The organism is Methylobacterium sp. 174MFSha1.1, assembly GCF_900116815.1.
Classification (GTDB): Bacteria; Pseudomonadota; Alphaproteobacteria; order Rhizobiales; family Beijerinckiaceae; genus Methylobacterium.
Window position 1 is genome coordinate 1 of record NZ_FPCB01000052.1, and the last position, 21,718, is coordinate 21,718.

At 71.4% G+C, this 21,718-nt stretch carries 19 protein-coding genes and 2 pseudogenes; 7 read left to right on the forward strand and 14 right to left on the reverse strand.

Annotated elements, in window-relative coordinates; genetic code table 11:
* Positions 1-446, reverse strand: a pseudogene (locus BM430_RS30375) (IS21 family transposase); the annotation flags it as partial.
* A gap of 192 nt (positions 447-638) precedes the next feature.
* On the opposite strand from BM430_RS30375, the gene BM430_RS35620 reads away from it, so the two are divergent.
* Both BM430_RS35620 and BM430_RS35625 read left to right on the forward strand, forming a co-directional pair.
* On the forward strand, positions 639-965 hold the full coding sequence (locus BM430_RS35620) for a LysR substrate-binding domain-containing protein (RefSeq protein WP_280142295.1): 327 nt from the start codon (positions 639-641) through the stop codon (positions 963-965).
* Complete coding sequence (locus BM430_RS35625; RefSeq protein WP_280142296.1) at positions 962-1,420, forward strand: LysR family substrate-binding domain-containing protein; 459 nt, start codon at positions 962-964, stop codon at positions 1,418-1,420. The genes BM430_RS35620 and BM430_RS35625 overlap by 4 nt, the downstream gene beginning before the upstream one ends.
* Before the next feature lie 25 nt (positions 1,421-1,445).
* On the opposite strand, the gene ggt is transcribed toward BM430_RS35625, so the two are convergent.
* The 7 genes from ggt to BM430_RS30415 are packed head-to-tail and all read right to left on the reverse strand — an operon-like array spanning position 1,446 to position 10,192.
* The gene (gene ggt / locus BM430_RS30385) at positions 1,446-3,152 is read right to left on the reverse strand and encodes a gamma-glutamyltransferase (RefSeq protein WP_244539735.1); all 1,707 of its coding nucleotides are present in this window, start codon (positions 3,150-3,152) and stop codon (positions 1,446-1,448) included.
* A complete protein-coding gene (locus BM430_RS30390; RefSeq protein ID WP_093570948.1) occupies positions 3,152-3,784 on the reverse strand; it encodes a pyridoxamine 5'-phosphate oxidase family protein in 633 nt (210 codons plus the stop codon). Before BM430_RS30390 ends, ggt begins: the two co-directional genes overlap by 1 nt.
* Positions 3,781-5,103: an ArgE/DapE family deacylase gene (locus BM430_RS30395; protein WP_093570949.1), complete on the reverse strand. Its 1,323-nt coding sequence runs from the start codon at positions 5,101-5,103 to the stop codon at positions 3,781-3,783. The genes BM430_RS30390 and BM430_RS30395 overlap by 4 nt, the downstream gene beginning before the upstream one ends.
* Entirely contained in the window at positions 5,100-6,776 is a 1,677-nt protein-coding gene (locus BM430_RS30400; protein WP_093570950.1) for a dipeptide ABC transporter ATP-binding protein, read from the reverse strand. The genes BM430_RS30395 and BM430_RS30400 overlap by 4 nt, the downstream gene beginning before the upstream one ends.
* Positions 6,777-6,781: 5 nt before the next feature.
* Entirely contained in the window at positions 6,782-7,615 is an 834-nt protein-coding gene (locus tag BM430_RS30405; RefSeq protein ID WP_093570951.1) for an ABC transporter permease, read from the reverse strand.
* 1 nt (position 7,616) lies between these two features.
* On the reverse strand, positions 7,617-8,618 hold the full coding sequence (locus tag BM430_RS30410; RefSeq protein ID WP_093570952.1) for an ABC transporter permease: 1,002 nt from the start codon (positions 8,616-8,618) through the stop codon (positions 7,617-7,619).
* Complete coding sequence (locus BM430_RS30415) at positions 8,615-10,192, reverse strand: ABC transporter substrate-binding protein (protein ID WP_093570953.1); 1,578 nt, start codon at positions 10,190-10,192, stop codon at positions 8,615-8,617. Before BM430_RS30415 ends, BM430_RS30410 begins: the two co-directional genes overlap by 4 nt.
* Before the next feature lie 180 nt (positions 10,193-10,372).
* On the opposite strand from BM430_RS30415, the gene BM430_RS30420 reads away from it, so the two are divergent.
* Positions 10,373-11,218 carry an AraC family transcriptional regulator gene (locus BM430_RS30420; RefSeq protein ID WP_093570954.1) on the forward strand — a complete coding sequence of 282 codons (846 nt, stop codon included), beginning with the start codon at positions 10,373-10,375 and terminating at the stop codon, positions 11,216-11,218.
* On the opposite strand, the gene BM430_RS30425 is transcribed toward BM430_RS30420, so the two are convergent.
* Entirely contained in the window at positions 11,200-11,958 is a 759-nt protein-coding gene (locus BM430_RS30425; protein ID WP_093570955.1) for an IclR family transcriptional regulator, read from the reverse strand. The two genes, BM430_RS30420 and BM430_RS30425, sit on opposite strands and share 19 nt — an antisense overlap.
* A gap of 240 nt (positions 11,959-12,198) precedes the next feature.
* Here BM430_RS30425 and BM430_RS30430 point away from each other — a divergent pair, with 240 nt between their 5' ends.
* The 3 genes from BM430_RS30430 to BM430_RS30440 are packed head-to-tail and all read left to right on the forward strand — an operon-like array spanning position 12,199 to position 15,387.
* Positions 12,199-13,416 carry an ABC transporter substrate-binding protein gene (locus BM430_RS30430; RefSeq protein WP_093570956.1) on the forward strand — a complete coding sequence of 406 codons (1,218 nt, stop codon included), beginning with the start codon at positions 12,199-12,201 and terminating at the stop codon, positions 13,414-13,416.
* A 46-nt stretch (positions 13,417-13,462) separates the two neighbouring features.
* Entirely contained in the window at positions 13,463-14,233 is a 771-nt protein-coding gene (locus BM430_RS30435; protein WP_093570957.1) for an SDR family NAD(P)-dependent oxidoreductase, read from the forward strand.
* Positions 14,234-14,268: 35 nt separating this feature from the next.
* Positions 14,269-15,387: a CaiB/BaiF CoA transferase family protein gene (locus BM430_RS30440; RefSeq protein WP_093570958.1), complete on the forward strand. Its 1,119-nt coding sequence runs from the start codon at positions 14,269-14,271 to the stop codon at positions 15,385-15,387.
* A gap of 33 nt (positions 15,388-15,420) precedes the next feature.
* Here the strand turns inward: BM430_RS30440 and BM430_RS30445 are convergent, their stop codons facing one another.
* The 5 genes from BM430_RS30445 to BM430_RS30465 all read right to left on the reverse strand — a co-directional run bounded on the left by BM430_RS30445 (position 15,421) and on the right by BM430_RS30465 (position 20,772).
* Positions 15,421-17,577, reverse strand: a complete 2,157-nt coding sequence (locus BM430_RS30445; protein WP_093570959.1) for a TonB-dependent hemoglobin/transferrin/lactoferrin family receptor — start codon at positions 17,575-17,577, stop codon at positions 15,421-15,423.
* A gap of 191 nt (positions 17,578-17,768) precedes the next feature.
* Positions 17,769-18,587 (reverse strand): heme ABC transporter ATP-binding protein, encoded by an 819-nt coding sequence (locus BM430_RS30450; RefSeq protein ID WP_093570960.1) that lies wholly within the window; start codon positions 18,585-18,587, stop codon positions 17,769-17,771.
* Positions 18,580-19,626: a FecCD family ABC transporter permease gene (locus BM430_RS30455; RefSeq protein ID WP_093570961.1), complete on the reverse strand. Its 1,047-nt coding sequence runs from the start codon at positions 19,624-19,626 to the stop codon at positions 18,580-18,582. Before BM430_RS30455 ends, BM430_RS30450 begins: the two co-directional genes overlap by 8 nt.
* A 13-nt stretch (positions 19,627-19,639) precedes the next feature.
* Positions 19,640-20,527: a heme/hemin ABC transporter substrate-binding protein gene (locus BM430_RS30460; RefSeq protein WP_093570962.1), complete on the reverse strand. Its 888-nt coding sequence runs from the start codon at positions 20,525-20,527 to the stop codon at positions 19,640-19,642.
* Positions 20,524-20,772 carry a hemin uptake protein HemP gene (locus BM430_RS30465; RefSeq protein ID WP_244539736.1) on the reverse strand — a complete coding sequence of 83 codons (249 nt, stop codon included), beginning with the start codon at positions 20,770-20,772 and terminating at the stop codon, positions 20,524-20,526. The genes BM430_RS30460 and BM430_RS30465 overlap by 4 nt, the downstream gene beginning before the upstream one ends.
* A gap of 224 nt (positions 20,773-20,996) precedes the next feature.
* Here BM430_RS30465 and BM430_RS30470 point away from each other — a divergent pair.
* Positions 20,997-21,487 (forward strand): annotated as a pseudogene (locus BM430_RS30470) (transposase); the annotation flags it as partial.
* Positions 21,488-21,718: the final 231 nt, after the last annotated feature.

A 21,718-nucleotide genomic window follows, 5' to 3' on the forward strand; every position in this document is an offset into this window, starting at 1 on the left:
GTCGTGGTGACGCCGGCGATCAGGACGATCTCGTGGCTCCAGTCGAACTGGTAGGCCTCGCCCGGGGCGAAGGCGAGCGGCACGAAGGCGGGAGCCGTCACGCTGGCCTGCTGGCGCTTCCACGTCTTGGCGTAGCGGCGGACGGCATCATAGCCGCCCTCGTAGCCGAGCCCCCGCAGCGCCTCGAAGATCCGGGTCAGCGTCAGCCGCTCCCGCGCCGGCTTCCCGACATTGGCCGTCAGCATCCGGTCGAGCTCGTCGCGCCAGGGCCCGAGCTTGGGTACAGGCTGGACGCTGCGGGTGTAGCGGAAGGCGGTTGCCTCCGAGCGGATCACCTTCCTGACGACCTTGCGGGAGAGCTTCAGCTCCCGACAGATCTGCTTGATCGGCTTATGCTGCACGAAGTACGCGCGGCGGATCTTCGCGACCGTCTCCACGACCAACATCCTCCGCGAGCCTCCCGTTCCGAGTGCGGGAGGCAGTCTGGATGACGTATCCTGGGGGGGCCGTTTGGACGCCGATCACCCCGGAAACGGGGTCCTTATTCAACGCCTAATCACAGCGGAACTTCAGCCGCGGAGCGGCTCGGCATCCCCCAGCCGGGCCTGAGCCAGCAGATCCTCAACCTGGAGGCGCTGGTGGGCACCGCTCTGCTCGATCGCAGCCGGCGCTCGGTCCGGCTCACGCTGCCCGGCCAGGTCTTCCTGCAGGAGGCCCGCAAGACGCTTAACCAAGCCGACACGGCTCTGGCCGCCGTGCGCCGGGCCGGTCGGGGCGAGACGGGCCGGATCTCCATCGGCTACGTGGCCTGGGCCGCCTATGCGGGCGTGCTCACGACGTCGCTCGCCGGCTTCCGGACGACGCATCCGGAGGTGGAGCTTCAGCTGACCGAGATGGAGATGGGCCTGCAACTCGCGGCAATCGCCGGCGGCGCCCTCGATTTCGGCTATGTCCGCCCCCGGTGAAGGTCCCCGATGGGGTCGCGACGACCTGCGTCCTGCGCGATCCCCTCGTCGTCGCGGTCGGTGCGGCCCACGCGCTCGCCGATCACGAGACGATTCCGTTGACCGCGCTGAGCGAGGAGACCTTCATCGCGCCGCGCCAGGCCGTCGATGTCGGCTTTCACCACAACGCCGTCACCGCCTGCCGCGAGAGCGGCTTCGAGCCGACGATCAGCGCCACCGGGCGAGACTTCACCACCATCGCCAGCATGGTCGCGGTCGGGCTCGGGGTCGCGCTCGTGCCGCGATCCCTGACCTGCCTGCAACTGCCCGGCCTCGTCTACCGCCCGGTCACCGGATCGACGACGACCTCGGATCTCGCGGTGGCCTACCGCCGCAACGAGCCGGCGCCGGCGGTGAGGGCCTTCATCCGCCACCACCATCGGTCGGACCCGGCCGAGCGCGACGCGGCGACGTGATGCGCCGCCGGATGACCCGGACGGGTCAGGCCGACGGAGCGGCCCGGCGCGGGTCGGGCCAGAACGAGGTGCCGGCGCGGGCGAGCCCGCCGCCGAGCCCCGCCGGCGAACCGTCGGCCCGCCAGCAGGCCGCCCCCGTCATCGTGCCGTCGGGCTCGAAGCCGACCGCGCACATCCCGCCGCCGACATGCGCCACCGGCCGCACCGGGTGGCCGCGGGCGGCAAGCGCCGCGCGCACGGTCTCCGGGACGCCGTCCTCGATCTCCGCCTCCTCGCCCCAGGTGAAGACGCGGGGCGCCTCGACGGCCTCCTGCAGCGACATGCCGTGATCGACGAGGTTGAGGACGGCCTGGAGCGCGCCGGCGGGGATCCGGTGCGCGCCGGGCAGCCCGAGGGCGAAGACCGGCCTCCCTGCGCGGCAGCCGACGAGGGCCGAGATGCCGCTCGTGATCCGCTTGCCCGGCGCCAGGGACAGGGCGTGGCCGGGATGCGGATCGAACAGGTACATGTAGTTGTTCGGCACGATCCCGGTCCCGGGGATCATGATCTTGGCGCCGAACAGGCTGTTGATCGTCTGGGTCGAGGTGACGATGGCGCCGTCCGCATCCGCCACGGTGACGTGGGTGGTGTTCTGGGACTCGTTGCTGCCGACGCCCGGCGCGTAGCGGCCGGCCCGCGCCGGGTCGATCTCCTGGCGGCGCAGGGCGGCGTAGTCCTTCGCGGTCAGCCGGGCCACCGGCACGTCGACGAAGGCCGGATCGGCCGTGGCGGCGCGCCGGTCGACGGCGGCGATCTTCAGGACTTCCAGCAGGAGGTGAAGCGTGTCCGGCGTGCCGAAGCCCATGGCGGCGAGATCGTAGGCCTCGAGCAGGTTCAGCATCTGCACGATGTGGACCCCGCCCGAGGCCGGCGGCGCCGGGCCGATGATCTCGACGCCGCGATAGGTCCCCCGCACCGGTGCGCGCTCCACCGTGCGGTAGGCCGCGAGGTCGGCGGGCGCGAGGTAGGAACCGGCGGCCCGGAGCGCCGAACCGATCTCGCTGCCGAGGCCGCCGCCGTAGAGCGCGTCCGGCCCCTCGCGGGCGATGGTGGCGAGCGTCTGCGCGTAATCGCCCTGGACGAGGCGCGCTCCGGCCGCGACCGGCTCGCCGCCGGGCAGGAAGATTTCTGCGATCGCGGCGTCGCGCGCCAGGAGCGGCGCGTTCTCCGCCGTGCAGGCGGCGAGGTAGGGCGTGACCGTGAAGCCGCGCCGGGCGTGCCGGATCGCCGGCTCCATCACGTCGGCGAGCGGCAGGCGGCCGTAGCGGGCGAGCGCCTCGCACCAGCCCTTCAGCGTGCCCGGGACCGCGACCGCGGAGGCGCCCATGAAGTTGCGACGCCCCCGCGTCTCCATGTAGTCCGGCCAGGTGTCGGAGACGGGGTCGTAGGCGTCGGGCCGGGCGGCGGCCGGCGCGGTCGCGAGGCCGTCGATCGTCGTGGTCGTCCCGTCGGCGAGGCGGATCACCGCGACGCCGCCGCCGAAGATGCCGACCATCATCGGCTCGACCACCGTGAGGGCGAAGAGCGCCGCGACGGCGGCGTCGATCGCGTTGCCGCCGGCGGCCAGCATCTCGAGGGAAGCGGCCGAGGCGAGGGGGTGGTTCGTCACCGCCATCCCGCGCCGGGCCGCGACCGGGGTCTTCTCGCACGCGAAGGGCGTGCCGGCCCGCGCCCGCCAGTCGTTCTGGGTCATCAGTACAGCCTCGTGCGGTAGCCTTCCTCCATCGTCCGCTCGGCCGCCTCGACCGTCACGGAGGCGGTCTGCTCGGCGATGATGCGGCCGAGCGTCGGGAAGCTGCTGCGCTCGACGTGGAGCGAGGGATCCCACAGCTTCGAGCGCATCAGCGCCTTGCCGCAATGGAAGAACGTTTCCTGCACCTCGACGAGGAGACCGACCGGCGGGACCTTGCCCTGGGCGGCAAGGGGCGCGAGCAGGTCCGCGTCGCGGGTGAGGCTGGCGCGGCCGTTGACCCGCAGCGTCTCGTTGATCCCCGGCACCATGAAGATCAGCCCGACGGCCGGGTAGCGCAGGATGTTGGCGAAGGAATCGACCCGCTTGTTGCCGAGCCGGTCCGGGATCAGCAGCGTGCGCTCGTCGAGCACCGCCACGAAGCCGGCGGCGTCCCCGCGCGGGCTCGCATCGGAGCGCCCCTCGCCGTCGCTCGAGGCGAGCACCAGGAAGGGCGAGAGCGCGATGAAGTCGCGGCAGAAGCCGTCGATGTATCCGAGGACCTTCTTCTCGGCGAGCGGGTTGATCGGCCCGTACTCGGCCCGCAGCTCGTCCTGCGTCCGGATCGGAGGGTTCTGCCCGGCTATCTCCGTCATCGCGTCCCTCCGGTGATCGGCGCCACGCCGCACCAGCCGGCGACGAACAGCGCGACGGTGCGGGTGAGCTTGCGCAGCGACTCGACGTTCGCGCGCTCGTTGAAGGCGTGGGCGTTCTCGATCGTCGCGCCGTAGCAGAAGGCCGGGATGCCGTAATCGAGGCCGTAGAAGCGGGCGTCGGTCAGCCCCGTGAACAGCGAATCCTCGAGCGGGCCGCCCCAGCCGGCGCCGTGCGCCTCGGCGAGCACGGCCTCCGCCGCCTCGGCCCCCGTCACCTCGTAGCCGGGCGAGAGGAAGCCGGACCACACCACCTCGGGCGGGCTCTGGGCGAGGAAGGGATGGCTGGCTGCGGCCCGCGCCACGCAGGCCTCGATCTCGCGCTGGCACGCGGCCACGCTCCAGCCGGGCAGGAGGCCGATGCGGCAATCGACGTCGCACCAGGCCGGCACGCTCGAGGCCCATTCGCCGCCGCGGATGATGCCGACATTGAGGTTGAGCGGGTGCGTGAGCGTGCCGAAACGGGGATGGTCCTTCGCCCGCTCGTTCCACTCCGCCTCCAGGCCCTCCAGGGCCTGGATGACGTGATAGGCCGCCTTGATCGCGTTGAAGCCGGCCGCCGCATGGGCCGCGTGGGCGGGCTCGCCCCGGACTTTGAGGCGAAACCAGATCACCCCGGTCTGCGCCCGCATCAGGCGCCCGTTCGTCGGCTCGACGATGAAGCAGGCCTCCGCCCGGTAGCCGCGCTGCAGCGTCGAGAGGGCGCCGAGCCCGGTGCTCTCCTCCTCGATCACCGACTGGACGTGGATGCGGCCCTGGGGCGCGAGGCCCGCGGCCTCGAGCGCGTCGAGGGCGTAGAGCGCCGCGATGGTGCCGGACTTCATGTCGCCGACGCCGCGGCCGTAGAGCCAGCCATCCTCCACGACGGGCTGGAAGGGCGGGCGCTTCCACATGTCGAGGGGGCCGGCGGGGACCACGTCGCAATGGCCCTGGAGGATGAGGGAGCGGCCCTGCGCCCGCTCCGGCCGGTAGGTCCCGACCACCGTGCGGGCGCGGGAGAAGTCGGTCTCGACCGGGCCGAAGCCGGGCAGGTGGCGCAAATCGTCCTGGTCGATGCGCCAGTCGTCGACGGCGTAGCCCCGCGCCCGCAGGAGGTCGGCCATCCTGTCCTGGCACGGACCCTCCTGGCCGCGGGTCGAAGGGATCGCCGCGAAGGCGATGGTGTCGGCGATCTGGCGCTCGAAGCCGGCATCGACTGCCGCGAAGAGCGCGTCGCGCTCGGGGCCGGTCAGGGTCGTGCGGGGTTGCGTCTCGTCTGTCATGCGACCTCCGGCGCGACGGGCTCGCGCGTGAATCCGGGATGTTCGAAGAAGCGCCGCCCCGGAATCGCGTCGAGGAGGGCGCGGGTATAGGCCTCGCGCGGCGCGGAGAAGACGTCGCGCGTCGCCCCCTCCTCGACGATCCGACCCTTCTGCAGAACGATCACCCGGTCGGCGATCTCGGCGGCGATGCGCAGGTCGTGGGTGATGAAGATCATCGCGAGACGCATCTCGCGGCGCAGTTCGGCGAGCAGCGCCAGCACCTGGGCCTGGACCGAGACGTCGAGGGCCGAGACCGCCTCGTCGGCAATCAGCACCTGCGGCCGCAGCACCAGCGCCCGGGCGATGCAGATGCGCTGGCGCTGCCCGCCGGAGAATTCGTGCGGATAGCGCTCCGCCGCCGCCGCCGTGAGACCGACCCGCTCCAGGAGCGCGCGGGCGGCCGCCATCGCCTCGCGGCGCGGGGTGCCGTAGGCCATCGGCCCGCGGGCGACCGCGTCCCCGACCTTCTGGCGCGGGTCGAGGCTCGCGAAGGGATCCTGGAACACGATCTGGAGGCCGCGCCGGGCCTGGCGCAGCGCCTCGCCGTCGAGCGAGCGCAGGTCCTCGCCGCCGAGCCGGATCGCGCCGCGATCGGGCTCGGTGAGGCGCATGATCATCCGCCCGAGGGTCGACTTGCCCGATCCGGATTCGCCCACGACCGCGAGGGTCTCGCCCTGGTGCAGGCGGAGGGAGAGGCCGTCCGCGGCGACGACCCGGCGCGGCGGCTGGAACAAGCCCCGCCGCACCGTGAAGGTCTTGCGCAGGTCCTCGACGGAGAGGACCGGCGCTCCCTCCGGCCGGGGGGCAGGCGGACGCAGCCGCGCGCGGGGCACCGCGTCGATCAGCGCCCGGGTATAGGGATCGCGGGGCCGGCGCAGAACCGCCTCCGCGCTCCCGGTCTCGACCACGCGCCCGCCCCGCAGCACCACGACCCGGTCGGCGACATCGGCGACGACGCCGAAATCGTGGGTGATGAGGAGCACGCCCATGCCGCGCTCGCGCCTGAGATCGTCGATCAGCCGCAGGATCTGCGCCTGGGTCGTCACGTCGAGGGCCGTCGTCGGCTCGTCGGCGACGAGGAGGGCCGGCCGGTTCGCCATCGCCATGGCGATCATCACCCGCTGGCGCTGGCCGCCGGAGAGCTCGAACGGGTAGGAGCGGGCGAGAAGCCCGGGCGTCGGCAGGCCGACCTGGGCGAGCAGGCCTTCGACCCGGGCCCGCATCGCGTCGCGCGGCAGCGCGCCCTGGTGGGTGCGGATCGTCTCGGCGACCTGGGCGCCGACGCGCTTCAGGGGGTTGAGGGAGGACAAAGGCTCCTGGAAGATCATCCCGGCCTCGCCGCCGCGGAAGGCCCGCAGGTCGGAGCCCGACAGCCGCGCGACGTCGCGCCCGTTCACCGCGACCGCGCCGCCGGCGACGCGCACCCCGGACGGCAGCAGGGAGAGGATCGCGTGCGCGATCATCGACTTGCCGGAGCCCGACTCGCCGACGAGGCAGACCACCTCGTCGCGCTGGATCGCGAAGGAGACGTCCTCGACCGCGTGGGCCCGGTCGCCGCCCCGCGGCAGCGCGATGGTGAGCCGGTCGACGGCGAGGACGGGAGCCGTGGATACGGGAGCTTTGGCGTCGGTCATGGTCGTCAGCCCCGGCGCCGCGCGATGCGCGGGTTGAGCACGTCGCTCAGGCCCTCGCCGAACAGGTTGATGGCGAGCACGGTGACGAGGATCGCGAGGCCCGGGAACACGCTCGCCCACCACGCCTGCCGGATCGAGCTGCGGGCCGAGCCGACCATGAAGCCCCAGGACATCATGTTGGGATCGCCCAGGCCGAGGAAGGAGAGCGCGCTCTCGATGAGGATCGCGCTCGCCACCGTGAGCGAGGCCGTGACGAGGATCGGCGAGACCGCGTTCGGCAGCACGTGGCCGAACACCACCCTGGCGGTGCGCTCGCCCTGGCAGATCGCCGCCTCGACGAATTCCCGGCGGCGCAGGCGCAGGAATTCGGCCCGGGTGAGCCGCGCCAGCGGCGGCCAGGACACCGCCCCGATCGTGGCGACGATGGTGGCGAGCGAGGGCGTGAAGGTCGCGACGAGCAGGATCGCCAGCACGAAGGCGGGGATCGTCTGGAACAGCTCGGTCATGCGCATCAGCGCCGCGTCGAGCCCGCCGCCGGCATAGCCGGCGAGCGCCCCGACCGTCACCCCGATGACGAGCGCCGCCAGCGCCGAGGCGACGCCGATGAGGAGCGAGACCCGGGCCCCGTGGGCGATGCCCGCCGCGACGTCGCGCCCGAGGGTGTCGGCCCCGAGCCGCATCCCGTCCTCACCGGGCGGGGCGAAGGGCGTCGCCACCATCTCCCAGGGGGATTCGGGGTAGAGGACGGGGGCGCTCGCCGCGAGGACCAGCACCGCCAGGATGAGCACGAGCCCGGCCATGCCGCTCGGGTGGCGCAGGAAAGCCTTGAGCGCGTCCATCTCAGGCGCTCCCCGCCCGCATGCGCGGATCGATGAGCCGGTAGGCCAGATCCGTCGCGAGGTTGAACAGGATGACGATGACCGAGAGGATGAGGAACACGCCGAGCATCACCGGGTAGTCGCGCTGCAGCAGCGCGTCGAAGGTGAGCCGGCCGAGTCCCGGCCAGGCGAACACCGTCTCGACCACGACCGCGCCGCCGACGAGGGCGCCGGCCTGCATGCCCGCGACCGTGACCACCGGCACGAGGGCGTTGCGCAGCATGTGCCCGAGAACGATCTGCGCCCCGGTGAGGCCCTTGGCGCGGGCGGTCTTCACGAAGTCCTGCTGCGCCACCTCGATGATCGCGGCCCGCATCAGCCGGGCGTAGATCGCGAGGTAGATCGCCCCGAGGGAGGCCGCCGGCATCGCGAGGTATCTGAGGAGATCGAGGGCCTGGCCCAGGGGGCCGAGCCGGGCGTTGATCGTGCCGTAGCCGAAGGGCGGCAGCCAATCGAGCCAGACCGAGAAGACCAGGACCAGCATCAGCCCGAGCCAGAACACCGGCATGGCGTAGAGCACGAGCGACAGGACCGTGAAGGCGGTGTCGGCGGCGCTGCCCGCCGCGAGGCCGGCCATCACGCCGAGGGTCGAGCCGAGGAGGAGCGCGAGGGCGAAGGCCGTGACCGTGAGGAGGAGGGTGGCGGGAAGGCGCTCGCGGATCAGGTCGAGGACCGGCCGGCGCTGCTGGGTCGAGGTGCCGAGATCGAGCCGCACCACCCGGCCGAGATGGCGCACGAGCTGCACCGCGTAGGGCTGGTCGAGGCCGTACTCGGCGCGCAGGTCGGCGAGCAGCTTGGCGTCCGCGCCGCCCGACTGCCCGGCCATCACCTGGGCCGGGTCGCCGGGCGCGGCCCGCACCAGCGCAAAGTTGAAGGTCGCGATCACCAGGACCACCAGGACGAGCCGGACGATCCAGGCACCGAGCGCGATTCCGATTCCGGCGGCGCGCCTGATCCCGGTCACGACTTCGTCACCGCGCCGAAGGTCTCGTGCGAGCCGATCGCCGTCGTCACGACGTCCTTGAGGCTCCTGTCGTAGATGATCGGGTACTCGATCTCGAGCGTCCAGGCGACGGGCACCTCCTCGACCAGGATCTGCTGGACCCTGGTGTAGAGCTCCTGGCGCTTCTTCTCGTCCAGCGCGCTCGCGGCCTCGTCGAACAGCCGGTCCACCTCGGGGTTCGAGTAGCCTTGCGTGTTCGAGAACAGGATGCCCTTGACGATGTTCGAGGTCACGTAGGTGCGCGAGACGCCGAGCGCCGGATCGCCGAGCTGGTAGAGCAGGTTCGTCGTCATCTGGTAGTCCCAGTTGCCGATCCGGGAGGCCCAGCCCGCCATGTCGGTCGCTTCGAGCACGAGGTCGATGCCGACGCGGGCGAAGGACTGGCGGTAGAACTCCGCCGAGCGCTGGTAGGATTCGCCGTAGGGCGGCACCAGGAACTTGATCTCGACCCGCTTGCCGTTAGCGCCGGGCTTGAGACCCATCTCGTCGAGCAGAGCCTTCGCCTTGTCGGGGCTGTACTCGTACTTGCGGACGTTCGGGTCGTAGAACTTCGTCTTCGAGGCGATCGGCCCGGTCGCGACCCTCGCCTGCCCGAAATAGACGCGCTTGGCGAGCGCCTCGCGGTCGAGGGCGTGCATCACCGCCTGGCGGAAGCGCCGGTCGTTCAGCGGCGCGACGCGGTTGTTCATCTCGAGCCATTGCAGCGGCGCGAAGTACTCGTAACCCGCATTGGTGACGGCGAGATTCGGGCGGGCCTTGAGGCGGGCGACGTCGTAGAACTCGACGTCGGACCATTGCGCGAGCTGCACCGTGCCGTTCTCGAGGGCGAGCGTGCGCGACGCCGCGTCGGGGATGACCCGGTAGATGATCTCGTCGAGGTGCGGCTCGTCCTTGCGGTAGTAGCCGTCGTGGCGCACCAGGTGGACGTGCGAGCCGCGCACCCATTCCTTGAGCTTGAACGGGCCGGTCCCGATGGCCTTGTCGTTCATCGGGTTCTTGCGGAAGTCGGTGCCCTCGTAGACGTGCTTCGGGACGATCGGCGCGGTGGTGCAGTCGAACGAGCCGAGGAACGGCGCGAAGGGCTCCTTCAGCGTGAAGACCACGGTCAGGGGATCGGGCGCCTCGGCCCGCGCCACGCGGCGGAAGGTGTTGCGCGCCCGTGGATGGGTCTCCATCAGCAGGGTCATGCACGAGAACACGACGTCCTGCGCCGTCATCGCCGTGCCGTCGTGGAAGGTGATGCCGGGAAACAGCCGGAACGTGTAGGTGAGCCCGTCCGGCGAGATCTCCCAGGACCGCGCCATGCCGGGCATCGGCTTCAGGTCCGGGGCGTATTTGAGCAGGCTCTCGTAGATCTTGCCGCCGAGGGTCAGCGTCGGCTGCTGCTGGTTCAGGGCGGTGACGAGGATCGGCGGCTCGGGCTGGATGATCACGTTGAGCGTGCCGCCGCGACCTTGCGCCCCCGCCCGTCCCGCGCCGAGCGGCAGGGACGCGGCGCCGGCGAGCAATCCCCCGGTGAACTGGCGGCGATCCATCCCGGCCTCTCCCGATCGTTGAGCGATCGTGAGAGCCTAGCCGAGCGAATACCGGCCCGCCGTCGCATCCGGGCCGCCGAGTATCGCGATCGGGCCAGCCGGCGGGCTGCGATGGCGGCCGAGCGTGGTATGCAGGTTGCCTCCCCCGGCCTGGTCGATCGTCCGTCCAAGGAGCGCAGGATGAGGAAGCCGTTCCCGCTCGAGGCCGAGCGGTGCGAGACGATCCCGCAGGGACGGCGGGCCGCCGACCCGCGGGCGGCCCGCGCGCTCTCGGCCAGCCTCCAGGCCGTGCCGCGCCGGGTGGGCGGGATGGGGGCGTTCTATCCCGATACCAGCACCAGCACCCGGCACGCCCATGCGCGCGGGCAGTTCATCCTCGGCGTCACCGGGGTCACCGCGATGCTGACCGACGAGGGGTGCTTCGTCGTCCCGCCGGATCACGGGCTGTGGATCCCGCCGGGCGTGGTGCACCAGTCCCGATCATGGGCGGATGTGGAGGTGCAGACCCTCTACGTCGAGGCCGACGCGATGCCGGCCGGTCACGGCGCCTGCCGCCTGGTGCGCACGACGCCGCTCCTGCGGGCGCTCCTCGCCGAGGTGCTGGCGATGCCGGTCCTCTACGACGAGCACGGACGGGAGGGCCGGCTCGTCGACCTCCTGCTCGCGGAGATCGGCCGGATGCCCGCCTCCTCGCTCCACGTCGCGGTGCCGCAGGACGACCGTCTCGGCCGGATCTGCGAGAGCGTGCTCTCCCGCGCCGGCGAGACCCGGACTCTCGACGAGTGGGCGCTCCTCACGGGCTTGAGCCGCCGGACGATCACGCGCCTGTTCCGCCGCGAGACCGGGATGAGCTTCTCGGCCTGGCAGCAGCGGGTGCGGCTCATGGAGGCGCTCGCCCGCCTCGGCGGCGGCGCCTCCGTCACCAGCGTCGCCCTCGACGTCGGCTACGACAGCCCGAGCGCCTTCACGGCGATGTTCAAGCGGGTCCTCGGCACCTGCCCGCGGACCTACCTCGACTGGGCCTGAGGGCCGGGCTCCGCGAGGCCATGGCGGGACAGGGCGGCCTTCAGGATGGCGGCGGTCTCGGGCCGCCGCGCGAGGCAGCGCGAGGTCGGCCCCGCGACGACGATCGAGAGCCGGCGGTCGCCGAGGGGAAGCGGGAGGGCGACGCCGGCGAGGTCGGCGATGTACTCCGAGTCGCTCTGGTGATAGCCGCGCTCCTCCGCCTCCAGCAGCGCACGCTCCACGTTCTCCACGCCCAACGGCGTCGTGTCGGAGAAGCGCTCGAACGCGACCCGGCGGTAGATCGCCTCGCGCGAGGCCGCAGGATACTGGGCGAGGATCGCCCGCCCGGCGGAGCTGGCATGGACCGGAACCCGGTCGCCGACCCGGGCATGGTAGCGCACCTGGTGCCGGGATTCCGCCACGACGAGGAACAGGGCGTGGATGCCGGTCAGGGTGCCGACCGCCGTGGTCTCGCCGGTGGCGGCCGCCACATCGGCCACGAGGTCGTCGACGACGCCCGGCAGCGGCTCGGCCTCCGCCACAGTGAGGGCGAGCGTGAGCCAGCGAGGGGTCGGGTAGTACCCGGCCCGCGGCCGCGGCTCGTAGAGATAGCCCCGCTCGACGATCGTCCCGACAAGGTTGAACGTGCTCGAGCGCGGCCAGCCGAGATCGTCCGAGATCTCGGCGAGGGTGGCCGGCCGCCGCCGCTCGGCGAAATACTCCATCAGTTCGAGAACGTTGGCCGCCTGCTTGACCTGCATCTGTCCCGTCGCCCCGTGCCGGTGCGGGGTTCGACCGCCGCCCGGGTTCATGGCTGCGCAACCTAACGGCCGGTGCTTCGGGGCACCACACGCATCCCGCCTCCCCCTCTGCCTCCGAGGGCGCTTGACTTATTCATAAGCAGGAATGAAAAATTCCTACATAAGAATTTAGCGGGCCGCGACGATCGGTGCCGTGAAGCGGACGGCCGCGACAAGTCGGCCCGCCGCAGGGAGGAATGCATGTCGCTTCGCCGTACCCTCGGGACGCTCGCCCTCGCCGCCTCGACGACGCTGTCTTCGGCCGCCCTGGCGCAGGTCCCGGTCAAGATCGGCGTCCTCGCCGACATGTCCGGGATCTTCTCGGATATCGGCGGCGCGGGGGCCGCCGAGGCGACCCGGATGGCCGTCGAGGACTTCGCCAAGCTGCCGGAGGCGAAGGGCCTTGCGGTCGAGGTCGTCGCGGCCGACGCTCAGAACAAGCCCGATATCTCGAGCACCATCGCGCGCAAGTGGTTCGACTCGGACGGGGTGGACGCCGTCGTCGACATGCCGACGAGCGCGATCTCCCTCGCCCTCGCGCCGCTCGTGCGGGAGAAGAACAAGGTCGCGCTGTTCACCGCGTCCGGCTCCTCGGACCTGACCGGCAAATCCTGCACGCCGAACTCCGTGCATTGGACCTACGACACCTGGGCGCTCGCCCACGGCACCGCGGAGGCGATCACGAGGGCCGGCGGCAAGTCCTGGTACTTCATCACGGCCGATTTCGCGCTCGGCCATGCGCTCGAGCGCGACGCCAGTGCCGTGGTGAAGGCCGAGGGCGGCCGGGTGGCTGGAACCGTCCGCCATCCCACCGACGCCAAGGACTTCTCGTCGTTCCTGCTCCAGGCCCAGGCCTCGCAGGCGCAGGTGATCGGCCTGACCAATGCGGGCGGCGACACGATCAACGCCATCAAGCAGGCGGCGGAGTTCGGCATCGTCCAGAGCGGGCAGCAGCTCGCCGGCATGCTCTTGTTCCTCTCCGACATCCATTCGCTGGGCCTGCGCACCGCCCAGGGCCTGCGCCTGACGACAGGGTTCTACTGGGACCTGAACGCGGCGACGCGGGCCTTCGGCGAGCGCTTCGCCGCCCGCAACAACGGTCGCTACCCCACCATGAACCAGGCCGGGGCCTATTCCGCCACGATCGCGTTCCTTCGGGCGGTCGCGAAGGTCGGGTCGGCCAAGGACGGGGCCGCGGTGGTGAAGGCGATGCGGGAGGCGGGGACCTTCGACGACCCGCTCTTCGGCAAGACGATGTTGCGCGAGGACGGCCGCGTGCTGCACGACATGATGCTCGTCGAGGTCAAGAAGCCGGACGAATCGAAGAAGCCCTACGACTACTACAAGGTCCTGGCCACTATCCCGGGTCCGGAGGCCTTCCGTCCCCTGAAGGACGGCGGATGCCCGTTCGTGAAGTAGCGGGCGCCGCCCCGACGGCATCGACGCAAGCTGAGGATCAACGACCATGCGACTGGCCAACAAGCTCGTGGTGGTGACGGCCGCGGCCTCCGGGATGGGGCGCGCCGGCGTCGAGCTCTTCCTGCGCGAGGGGGCGCGGGTCGCGGCCATCGACGTGAACGCCGAGGGGCTCGCGCGGCTGTCCGCCGACATGGCGGCGCAGGGCCATGACGTCGCGACGGTGCGGGCCGACCTCTCGCAACCCGAGGAGATGCGGGGCTCGATCCACGACGCCGCCGCCGCGCTCGGTGGGATCGACGTGCTGTGGGCCCATGCCGGCATCCCCGGGCCCGGCGGCATCGAGAACCTCGACGTATCGGCCTACCGGCTCGCCATCGACCTCAACGTCACCTCGGCGGCCCTCGCCGCCGGCGAGGCGATCGGGCACATGCGCCGGCGCGGCGGTGGGTCGATCGTGTTCACCGCCTCCGTCTCGGGCCTCGTCGGCTCGATGTGGAGCCCGATCTACTCGGCTGCCAAGTTCGCGGTGGTCGGGCTGACGAAGTCCCTCGCCCAGACCTTCGCACCCGACAACGTCCGGGTGAACGTCGTCTGCCCGGGCCTCGCCGAGACGCCGATGAAGCTCGGCTTCACCGGCCGCTCGGGCGATCCGGCGGAGGCCGCCGCCGCCGAGGCGCGCATGGTCTCCGCGGTGCCGATGGGGCGCCTGTGCCGGCCGGAGGAGGCCGCACACGCGGTGCTCTGGCTCGCCTCGGACGATGCCTCCTACGTGACGGGCGTGGCCCTGCCCGTCGATGGCGGCTTCACGGCGCGCTGAGCGCCGGGGCCCGCGCAACGATAAGGAGAAGTGGCATGCCGGGTCCGCTCGCAGGCATCAGGGTCGTCGACCTGAGCACGGTCGTCGCGGGCCCCTTCGCGACGCAGATCCTCGCCGAGCTCGGCGCCGAGATCGTCAAGGTCGAGGGACCGGGCGGCGACATCCTGCGCGCGCCGGGTCCGGCCCGCTCGCCCGGCATGGGGGCGGCGTTCCTCAACTGCAATCGCGGCAAGGACAGCGTCGTCCTCGATCTGAAGCAGGAGGCCGGCCGTGCCCGGCTCGACGACCTCGTCCGGGGCGCCGACATCCTCGTCCACAACATGCGGATGAAGGCCGCCGCCCGGCTCGGCCTCGACGACGCGCGCCTGCGCACGATCAATCCGGGGCTGATCACCTGCGCGATCGTCGGCTTCGGCCAGGACGGGCCCTACCGGGACCGGCCGGCCTACGACGACATCGTCCAGGCGGCGTCCGGCTGGGCCGATCTCGAGCGGCGGGCCGGGGGCGAGCCCCGCTACGCGCCGACCATCGCGGCCGACAAGACCGCGTCGCTCTACGTCACCACGGCGATCACCGCCGCCCTGTTCCACCGCGCCCGCACGGGAGAGGGACAGGCAATCGAGGTGCCGATGTTCGAGACCATGGTGTCGTTCCTCGCCGTCGAGCACCTCGCCGGCCTCACCTTCCGACCGCCCCTCGGCCCGTCCGGCTACGCGCGCCTCCTCTCGAAGCACCGCCGGCCCTACCCGACCCGCGACGGCCACATCGCGGTCCTGCCCTACAATGCGAGCCACTGGCGCGCGGTCTTCCGCGCCGCCGGCCGCGAGGATTGGGCGCAGGAGGAAGCCCTCGGGTCCGACGCCGCCCGCGCCGCGATGATCGACACCCTCTACGAGCGCCTGGCCGGCTGCCTCGCCCAGGACACGACGGAGGCGTGGCTCTCGCGCCTCGCGCCCCTCGACGTGCCCTGCACGCGGGTCAACCGGATCGAGGACCTGCTCGACGATCCCCATCTCGCCGCCACCGGCTTCTTCGAGGCGATCGACCATCCGACGGAGGGGTCGCTCCTCGCGACGCGGCCACCGGTCCGGTTCTCGCGCACGCCCTGCGGCGCGACGCGGCCGGCGCCACGCCTGGATTCGGGCAAGCCCTGAGGCCGGCATCCGAGGGCGCGGGCCGCTTCGGCATCACCGCGTCGCGAACTTGATGCTGAGCGCGGCCTTGGCCGTCAGGCCGGGGCTCGGCAGCAGGTTGAGGTACTGCGTGTAACGCTTGTCGAAGGCGTTCTGCACGATGACGTCGGCGCGGATGCGATCGTCGACGCGGTAGGAGGCGAAGAAGTCCACGAGCGCGTAGGCCTTCGTCGCCAGGATCGTGGTGCCGGCCGGCACGTCGAGGCGGCTGTCCACGAATGTGAGGCGGCTCCCGACCGTGACGCGCTCGTCGAGGAAGCGCAGCCCGAGCGTCGCGCTGATCCGATCCGGAGGAACGGTCAGCAGCGTCTCGCGGGTCGCCTTGTTGCGCCCGTCGGTGTGCGTGGCGGCGAGCGAGACGAACCCCCCACCCCAGTCATACGCGCCCTCGATCTCGACACCCGACAGCTCGGCCTGCGCGATGTTGAGGTACTGGAGCGATTGCACCGGGATCACGCACGGAAACCGTCCTGGGAGCCGCGCGCAGACCGACGCCGGTATGCCGGGGATGGCCGGGACGAAATAGGTCGGGCCGACCGGCGAGATGTTGATGTAATCGTCGACGATATTATTGAAGACGTTGAGCTTGGCTCTCAGAACGTCTCCTGGCTGGACCACGTCGCCGTATTTCAGGTTGATGCCGCCCTCGATGGTGTGGGCCACCTCCGGCCGGAGCGTCGGGTTCGGCAGGATGTTGAAGGCCGGGAACGGATGGATGCCCTGCACCAGCGTCTCGGTGATCGACGGCGCGCGATAGCCCTCGGCGTAGGTGGCGTAGAACTCGATGCCGGCGAACGGCGACACGCCGACGGTGATCTTGGGCGACAGGCGGTCGCCGCTCGATCGGTAGGCGCCGCCGGAGAGATCGTAGCGGTCGTACCGGAGCGCGCCGATCACGCGCAGCCAGGAGGCGTAGCGCATCTCGTCCTGGACGAATGCGCCCGCGAGGTTGCGCTCTCCCGAAGGGGTGAAGGCGGATCCGAAGCCGCCGGCCCGATCCGTCGTCCTAACGCTGTCGAAGACCATGTCCCCGCCGAGCGTCAGGGCATGGCTCGCGCCCCAGGTGTCGAAACGGGCGGTGTTGTGGATGTCGAACCCCGACGTGTCGATGTCGTAGTTGATCTGGTTGCCCGCCCGCACGCCGAGGTTGCCGTAGAGGCCGCTCGCCGTGTCGCTCAGGAAGGTCAGGGTGTTGTGCGTCGTGGTATAGTAGCCCTTCGCGCTGAGATCGATCAGCGGCACGTCCGGGCGGGCGAAGCGGTAGCCGAGGGTGTAGGTGTCGGCCTGAACGGCGTTGGCGAAGCGGGCGCCGGCGTTGCTGGAGCCGTTATTGGCGAAGTCGAAGTTCTGGATCAGGGCCGTGCCGCTGACCTCGTGGCCGTCGGCGGGCCGGACGTTGAACTTGGCGAGGCCCGAGGTCAGTTCGTTGCCGGTGTCGCGCACGAGGTTACCGATGCCGTCGCGGTAGGGCGTGTTGTTGCGGTAGACGAACTGGCCGAAGACGTCGGCGGCGGTGCCGATGCGCGCGCCGAGAGCGGTCGAGTTCAGGAACCTCTGCCCGTTGGTGCCGAACCCCCATTTCTGCACCGCACCGGCCGTCTCGTCCGGCGTCAGGATGTCGTCGATCGAGCGCGTGCGGAAGGCCACCACGCCGCCGATCGCGCCCGAGCCGTAGATGGTCGAGGTGGGACCCCGCGTGATGTCGATGCCGCCGACGAGCTCCGGGTCGAGGTAGAAGACGCCGTTGGCGCTGTGCCCGGAGGTCTGGAAGTCCTGGCGCGCGCCGTCGACCAGCATGTTGACCCGCCCGAAATCCTGCAGGCCGCGGATGTTGATGGCTTGAGCCGGATCGTTCTGGTTCTCCTGCGTCGTCACGCCCGGCACGTCGCGCAGCACATCGGACAGCCGGCTCGGCTGGAGGCGCCGGATCTGCTCGCGCGTGACCACGCTCGTGCCCGACAGGGCGTCGATCGCCGATTCCTCGGTCTTCGTCGACGTCACCGTGATGGTGTCGAGGGCGATCGGCGCCTCCGGCGCAGGGGCCACTGGTGGCGGTGCCGCGATCTGCGCATGGGCGGATCCGAGGCAGAGGAGCGAGACGCCGATCAGGAGACCGGGTCGGCACGACAGGAGGGGACGGCGGGAGATCATCACCAGTTCCGCGAGGCAGGGCGCAACGTCGAGAGGTTGGCTGGCTGGCGGAGAGCTGGCTGGCTGAGACTCGTCATGCGAGCCCGGCCGCCTCGGCGTCAATGCGTGAAGAGAAGAGCCGGATTGTTACAGCTCGAAGTTACGGTGGCGCGCGTTCGTAAGCATTCCAGACAGATCGTCAAACTTGTCGTTCAGTTGCCGCTGGGCAACACACGGGTCGGCAGGATGAAGGGCTTGCCGCCTGGCGGAACCCGCCCGACGGGCCATCGCACGCCGAAAACCTCGGCGATCAGGTCGTCGCGCAGGATCGCACCGGGGGCGCCGCGCGCCACGAGCCGGCCGCCGTCGAGCACCAGCAACGTGTCGGCATAGACGGCCGCGAGATTGAGGTCGTGCAGGATCGCCACCACGCCGACCCCCGTGCGGCGCAGGTCGTCCACGGCGTCGAGGATCGCGCCCTGGTGGCGCAGGTCGAGGCTCGCCGTCGGCTCGTCGAGGAACAGCACCTGTCCCGCGGCCACCGTGCGGCCGGCGGCCAGCTGGCAGAGCACGCGCGCGAACTGCACGCGGGCCTGCTCGCCGCCCGAGAGGCCAGGATAGGGACGCTCGGCAAGGTGCAGGATACCGGCCTGCTTCAGGGCCTGCACCAGGATCGCCTCCCGGTCGCGGCGGGTCAGGCCCCGGCCGATCCCGTCGAGGCCGATCCGCGCCACCTCGGCGACCGCGAACGGGAAGGCGACGCGGGCCTGCTGGGGCAGAACGGCGCGCAAGGTCGCGAGACGCCAGGCCGGGATCCCGGCGACCGGCTCCCCGGCATAGGCCACGCTGCCCGATGTCGGGCGCAGCTCGCCGCAGAGGAGACGCAGCAGGGTGGACTTGCTGGCGCCGTTCGGCCCGATCATCACCTGCAGCGTGCCGGGCTCGACCGCCAGCGAGACGCCCTGGACGAGGATCTTCCCGTCCGTCGTAAAGCCGAGGTCGCGGCAAGCGAGGAGCGGCGGCTCAGCCATCGAAGCCTCTCTGTCCGGAGAGCAGCAGCCACAGGAAGACGGGCGCCCCGACGAGCGCGGTGACGATGCCGATCGGCAGCTCGGCCGGCGCGACGACGAGGCGCGCCGCGACGTCGGCCAGGACGAGCAGCGCGCCGCCCAGCAGCGCGGCGGCGGGCAGGAGGCGGCGGTGGTCGGGGCCGATCACGAGGCGCAGCGCGTGCGGCACCACGAGACCGACGAACCCGATGACGCCGGCCGCGGCGACGCCCGCGCCGACCGCCACGGCGACGAGCAGGATCGCCGCGCGCTTGAGGCGCTCGACCGGAATGCCGAGGTGGAAGGCCTCCGCCTCGCCGAGGACGAGGGCGTTGAGGCCGCGCCCCAGGAAGGGCACGGCGAGGAGGACCGGCAGGATCGCCGGAGCCGTCGCCGCGACCTTGGTCCAGCTGGCCCCCCCGAGGCTGCCGAGCGACCAGAAGGTGAGGTCGCGCAGCTGCCGGTCGTTGCTGGCGAAGACCAGGAGTCCGGTCATCGCCCCGGCGAGCGCTCCGAGGGCGATGCCGGCCAGCAGCATCGTCGTCACCGAGGTCCGCCCGGACCGGGTCGCCACGAGGTAGAGGCCGAGCGTCGCGGCGAGCCCGCCCAGGAACGCCCCGGCCGGCAGGACCGCGTAGGGCAGAGGTCCCGGGAGGCCGAGGCTCCGCAGAACGCCGTCGCCCAGCACGATGATGGTGGCCGCCGCGAGGCCCGCCCCGGCCGAGACCCCGACGAGGGCCGGGTCGGCCAGGGGGTTGCGGAACAGCCCCTGCATCAGCGCGCCGGAGACCGCGAGGCCTGCTCCGACCATGAGGCCGAGGAGGGTGCGGGGCAGGCGGATGTTGAGGATGACGAGGGCGTCGCGCGCGGAAGCCGGATCGGCACTCGCATGGAGCACGAGTTTCAAGATGCGCGACGGCGGGATCGGGACCGCCCCGACGCCGACGGAGAGGATGGCAACCGCGGCGACCAGCAGGGTGAGACCGCCGAAGATCAGGCCGCTCCGCCGCCGTGCCCGCATCGGCGCGTGCGCCCTAGTCACGGGGCAGGTCGGGATAGATCGCCCGCATCAGGTCCCGCGCGGCGTCCGGGGTGCGCGGGCCGAACCCGAGAAGGGTGAGGCCGTCCACCGCCACGAGCGTGCGCCTCACGGCGGCCGGGGTCTGTCCGAGCGCCGTGCCGGGCGCGAAGACGCCGTCCGGGCTCGGCGCGTCGGCCCCGTTCTGCATCATCACCACGGCGTCGGGCGCCGCAGCCAGGACGGCCTCGTCGCTGATCGGCTTGTAGCCGTCGAAGCCCGTCACGGCATTGTCGATCCCGGCGAGCGCCAGGATGCCGTCGGCGGAGCTGCCGCGACCGCCGACCATCATACGGCCGTTCGCGACGGACAGGATCACCAGGGCCCTGGCCCGCCGGTCGACCCGGGCCCGCGCTCGCGCCAGCTCGCCGAACCGGGCGCCGACCTCCGCCGCCAGCCTCTCGGCCGCCGGCGCGAGGCCGGCGAGGTGGCCGACGGTCAGGATCTTGTCGAGGACACCCTCGGGCGTCGGCGGCTCTCTGACGATCGACACCGGGACACCGGCCTCCCGCACCAGGGCGAGCACCTCCGGCGGCCCGGCGCCCTCCGCGGCGATGACGAGGTCCGGGCCGAGGGAGAGCAGCCCCTCGGCCGACAAGGCCCGCAGGTAGCCGACATTCGGCTTCTCGCGCAGGACGTTTGCCGGGAAGAGGCTCGTCGTATCGACGGCCACGACCCGTTCGGCGGCGCCGAGCCGGTAGAGGATCTCGGTGACGGCCCCGCCGAGCGACGCGATGCGGGCCGCCGGCTCGGCCGCTCGCGAAACCCCGGGAACGACGGCGATGACGGCGCCGGCGAGGAGGGCGCGGCGGCGCCAGAGCCGCGGAGTGGAAGGGTCGGTCATTTCGTGAGGATCAGCTTGTTGTTGGCGGTGATCCGGAGCCGGTAATGCTCGCCGGCATGCAGGATCGTCACCTCGCGGGCCCCATGCATCAGGACGGTCGAGGCGATCGTCGCGGGCGGCTCCGACCGCCGGTCGCGTGCCAAACCCTCACGATCACCGCTGTTGCCGGCGGCGACGTCCTCTCGTTTTATCATGGCGTAGACTTCGAGGCGTTCCGCATGTTTGAAATATTCTATTTCGAACATGGGAAAATTGATGACGACTCGTCCTAGGAGATCGTTCTGCGCCGCACAAGACGCGCTGCATCGGAGCGGTCGACGGGTCGTGTCCCTTGGAGTGGTGTAGCTGAGCGAGAGCGGGAGAGCCCGCCTGCGGGCCTTTCACAGCGCTGTAGCAGGCGGGATCTCCCGCGGGGGTGACGGGTTAGGATCGGGTTGCGAACACCAACCCCGAGCCCGGGAGACCCCCGATGACCGATGCCATGATGAGCCTGCGGGCGCTGGCTGAGAAGAGCGCGGACGCGGACGTGCTGCGCGAGATGATCGGCTTTGCCGCCAGCGCCTGATGGAACTGGAGGTGGCTGGCCTGACCGGCGCGGCCCACGGCGAGAAGAGCCCGGAGCGGCTGGCCCAGCGCAACAGCTTGCCCCGGACTTGATCCGGGGGGTATCGTGACCGAGACTGGCAGACGCGGGCCGGCACGGTCGAGCTGCGCATTCCGAAGCTGCGGACGGGCAGCTGCTTCCCCAGTTTCCTGGAGCCGCGCCGGATGACCGAGAAGGCGCTGACCGCGGTGATCCAGGAGGCCTACATCCAGGGCATCTCGACACGCGCGGTCGATGATCTCTTCCAGGCGCTGGGCGGAACGGGCATCTCCAAGAGCCAGGTCAGCCGGCTGTGCCGGGAGATCGACGAACGGGTGAACGCTTTCCTGGAGCGGCCGATCGAGGGAGGATGGCCCGGCATCCGGCGGCGTCCTCGGGCCGACCCACGGCGACACCGACGGCGTCAGTGTCGTGAAGGGTGCGAACGCGGTCGCCACCCAAGAAGAGCCCATCGGGGTCTTTCGGGCGGGGTCTTTCGGGAACGCTGCATCGGCTTCGGTGCCGCGGCCGCACGGCGTTGCGGCACCGGCTTGGCCGTCGCGCCGTCCCGGAACGGGCGATCTCTTGCCGGGGTGGGGCAATGCGAT

Bases quoted from the DNA above. Each gene is read 5' to 3' on its own strand.
- BM430_RS30415 (WP_093570953.1), bottom strand. From the start codon at position 10,192: ATGGATCGCCGCCAGTTCACCGGGGGATTGCTCGCCGGCGCCGCGTCC.
- BM430_RS30390 (WP_093570948.1), bottom strand. From the start codon at position 3,784: ATGACGGAGATAGCCGGGCAGAACCCTCCGATCCGGACGCAGGACGAG.
- BM430_RS30425 (WP_093570955.1), bottom strand. From the start codon at position 11,958: ATGCAGGTCAAGCAGGCGGCCAACGTTCTCGAACTGATGGAGTATTTC.
- BM430_RS30465 (WP_244539736.1), bottom strand. From the start codon at position 20,772: ATGTTCGAAATAGAATATTTCAAACATGCGGAACGCCTCGAAGTCTAC.
- BM430_RS30435 (WP_093570957.1), top strand. From the start codon at position 13,463: ATGCGACTGGCCAACAAGCTCGTGGTGGTGACGGCCGCGGCCTCCGGG.
- BM430_RS30445 (WP_093570959.1), bottom strand. From the start codon at position 17,577: ATGATCTCCCGCCGTCCCCTCCTGTCGTGCCGACCCGGTCTCCTGATC.
- BM430_RS30430 (WP_093570956.1), top strand. From the start codon at position 12,199: ATGTCGCTTCGCCGTACCCTCGGGACGCTCGCCCTCGCCGCCTCGACG.
- BM430_RS30450 (WP_093570960.1), bottom strand. From the start codon at position 18,587: ATGGCTGAGCCGCCGCTCCTCGCTTGCCGCGACCTCGGCTTTACGACG.
- BM430_RS30455 (WP_093570961.1), bottom strand. From the start codon at position 19,626: ATGCGGGCACGGCGGCGGAGCGGCCTGATCTTCGGCGGTCTCACCCTG.
- BM430_RS30420 (WP_093570954.1), top strand. From the start codon at position 10,373: ATGAGGAAGCCGTTCCCGCTCGAGGCCGAGCGGTGCGAGACGATCCCG.
- BM430_RS30400 (WP_093570950.1), bottom strand. From the start codon at position 6,776: ATGACCGACGCCAAAGCTCCCGTATCCACGGCTCCCGTCCTCGCCGTC.
- BM430_RS30440 (WP_093570958.1), top strand. From the start codon at position 14,269: ATGCCGGGTCCGCTCGCAGGCATCAGGGTCGTCGACCTGAGCACGGTC.
- BM430_RS30395 (WP_093570949.1), bottom strand. From the start codon at position 5,103: ATGACAGACGAGACGCAACCCCGCACGACCCTGACCGGCCCCGAGCGC.
- BM430_RS30405 (WP_093570951.1), bottom strand. From the start codon at position 7,615: ATGGACGCGCTCAAGGCTTTCCTGCGCCACCCGAGCGGCATGGCCGGG.
- ggt (WP_244539735.1), bottom strand. From the start codon at position 3,152: ATGACCCAGAACGACTGGCGGGCGCGGGCCGGCACGCCCTTCGCGTGC.
- BM430_RS30460 (WP_093570962.1), bottom strand. From the start codon at position 20,527: ATGACCGACCCTTCCACTCCGCGGCTCTGGCGCCGCCGCGCCCTCCTC.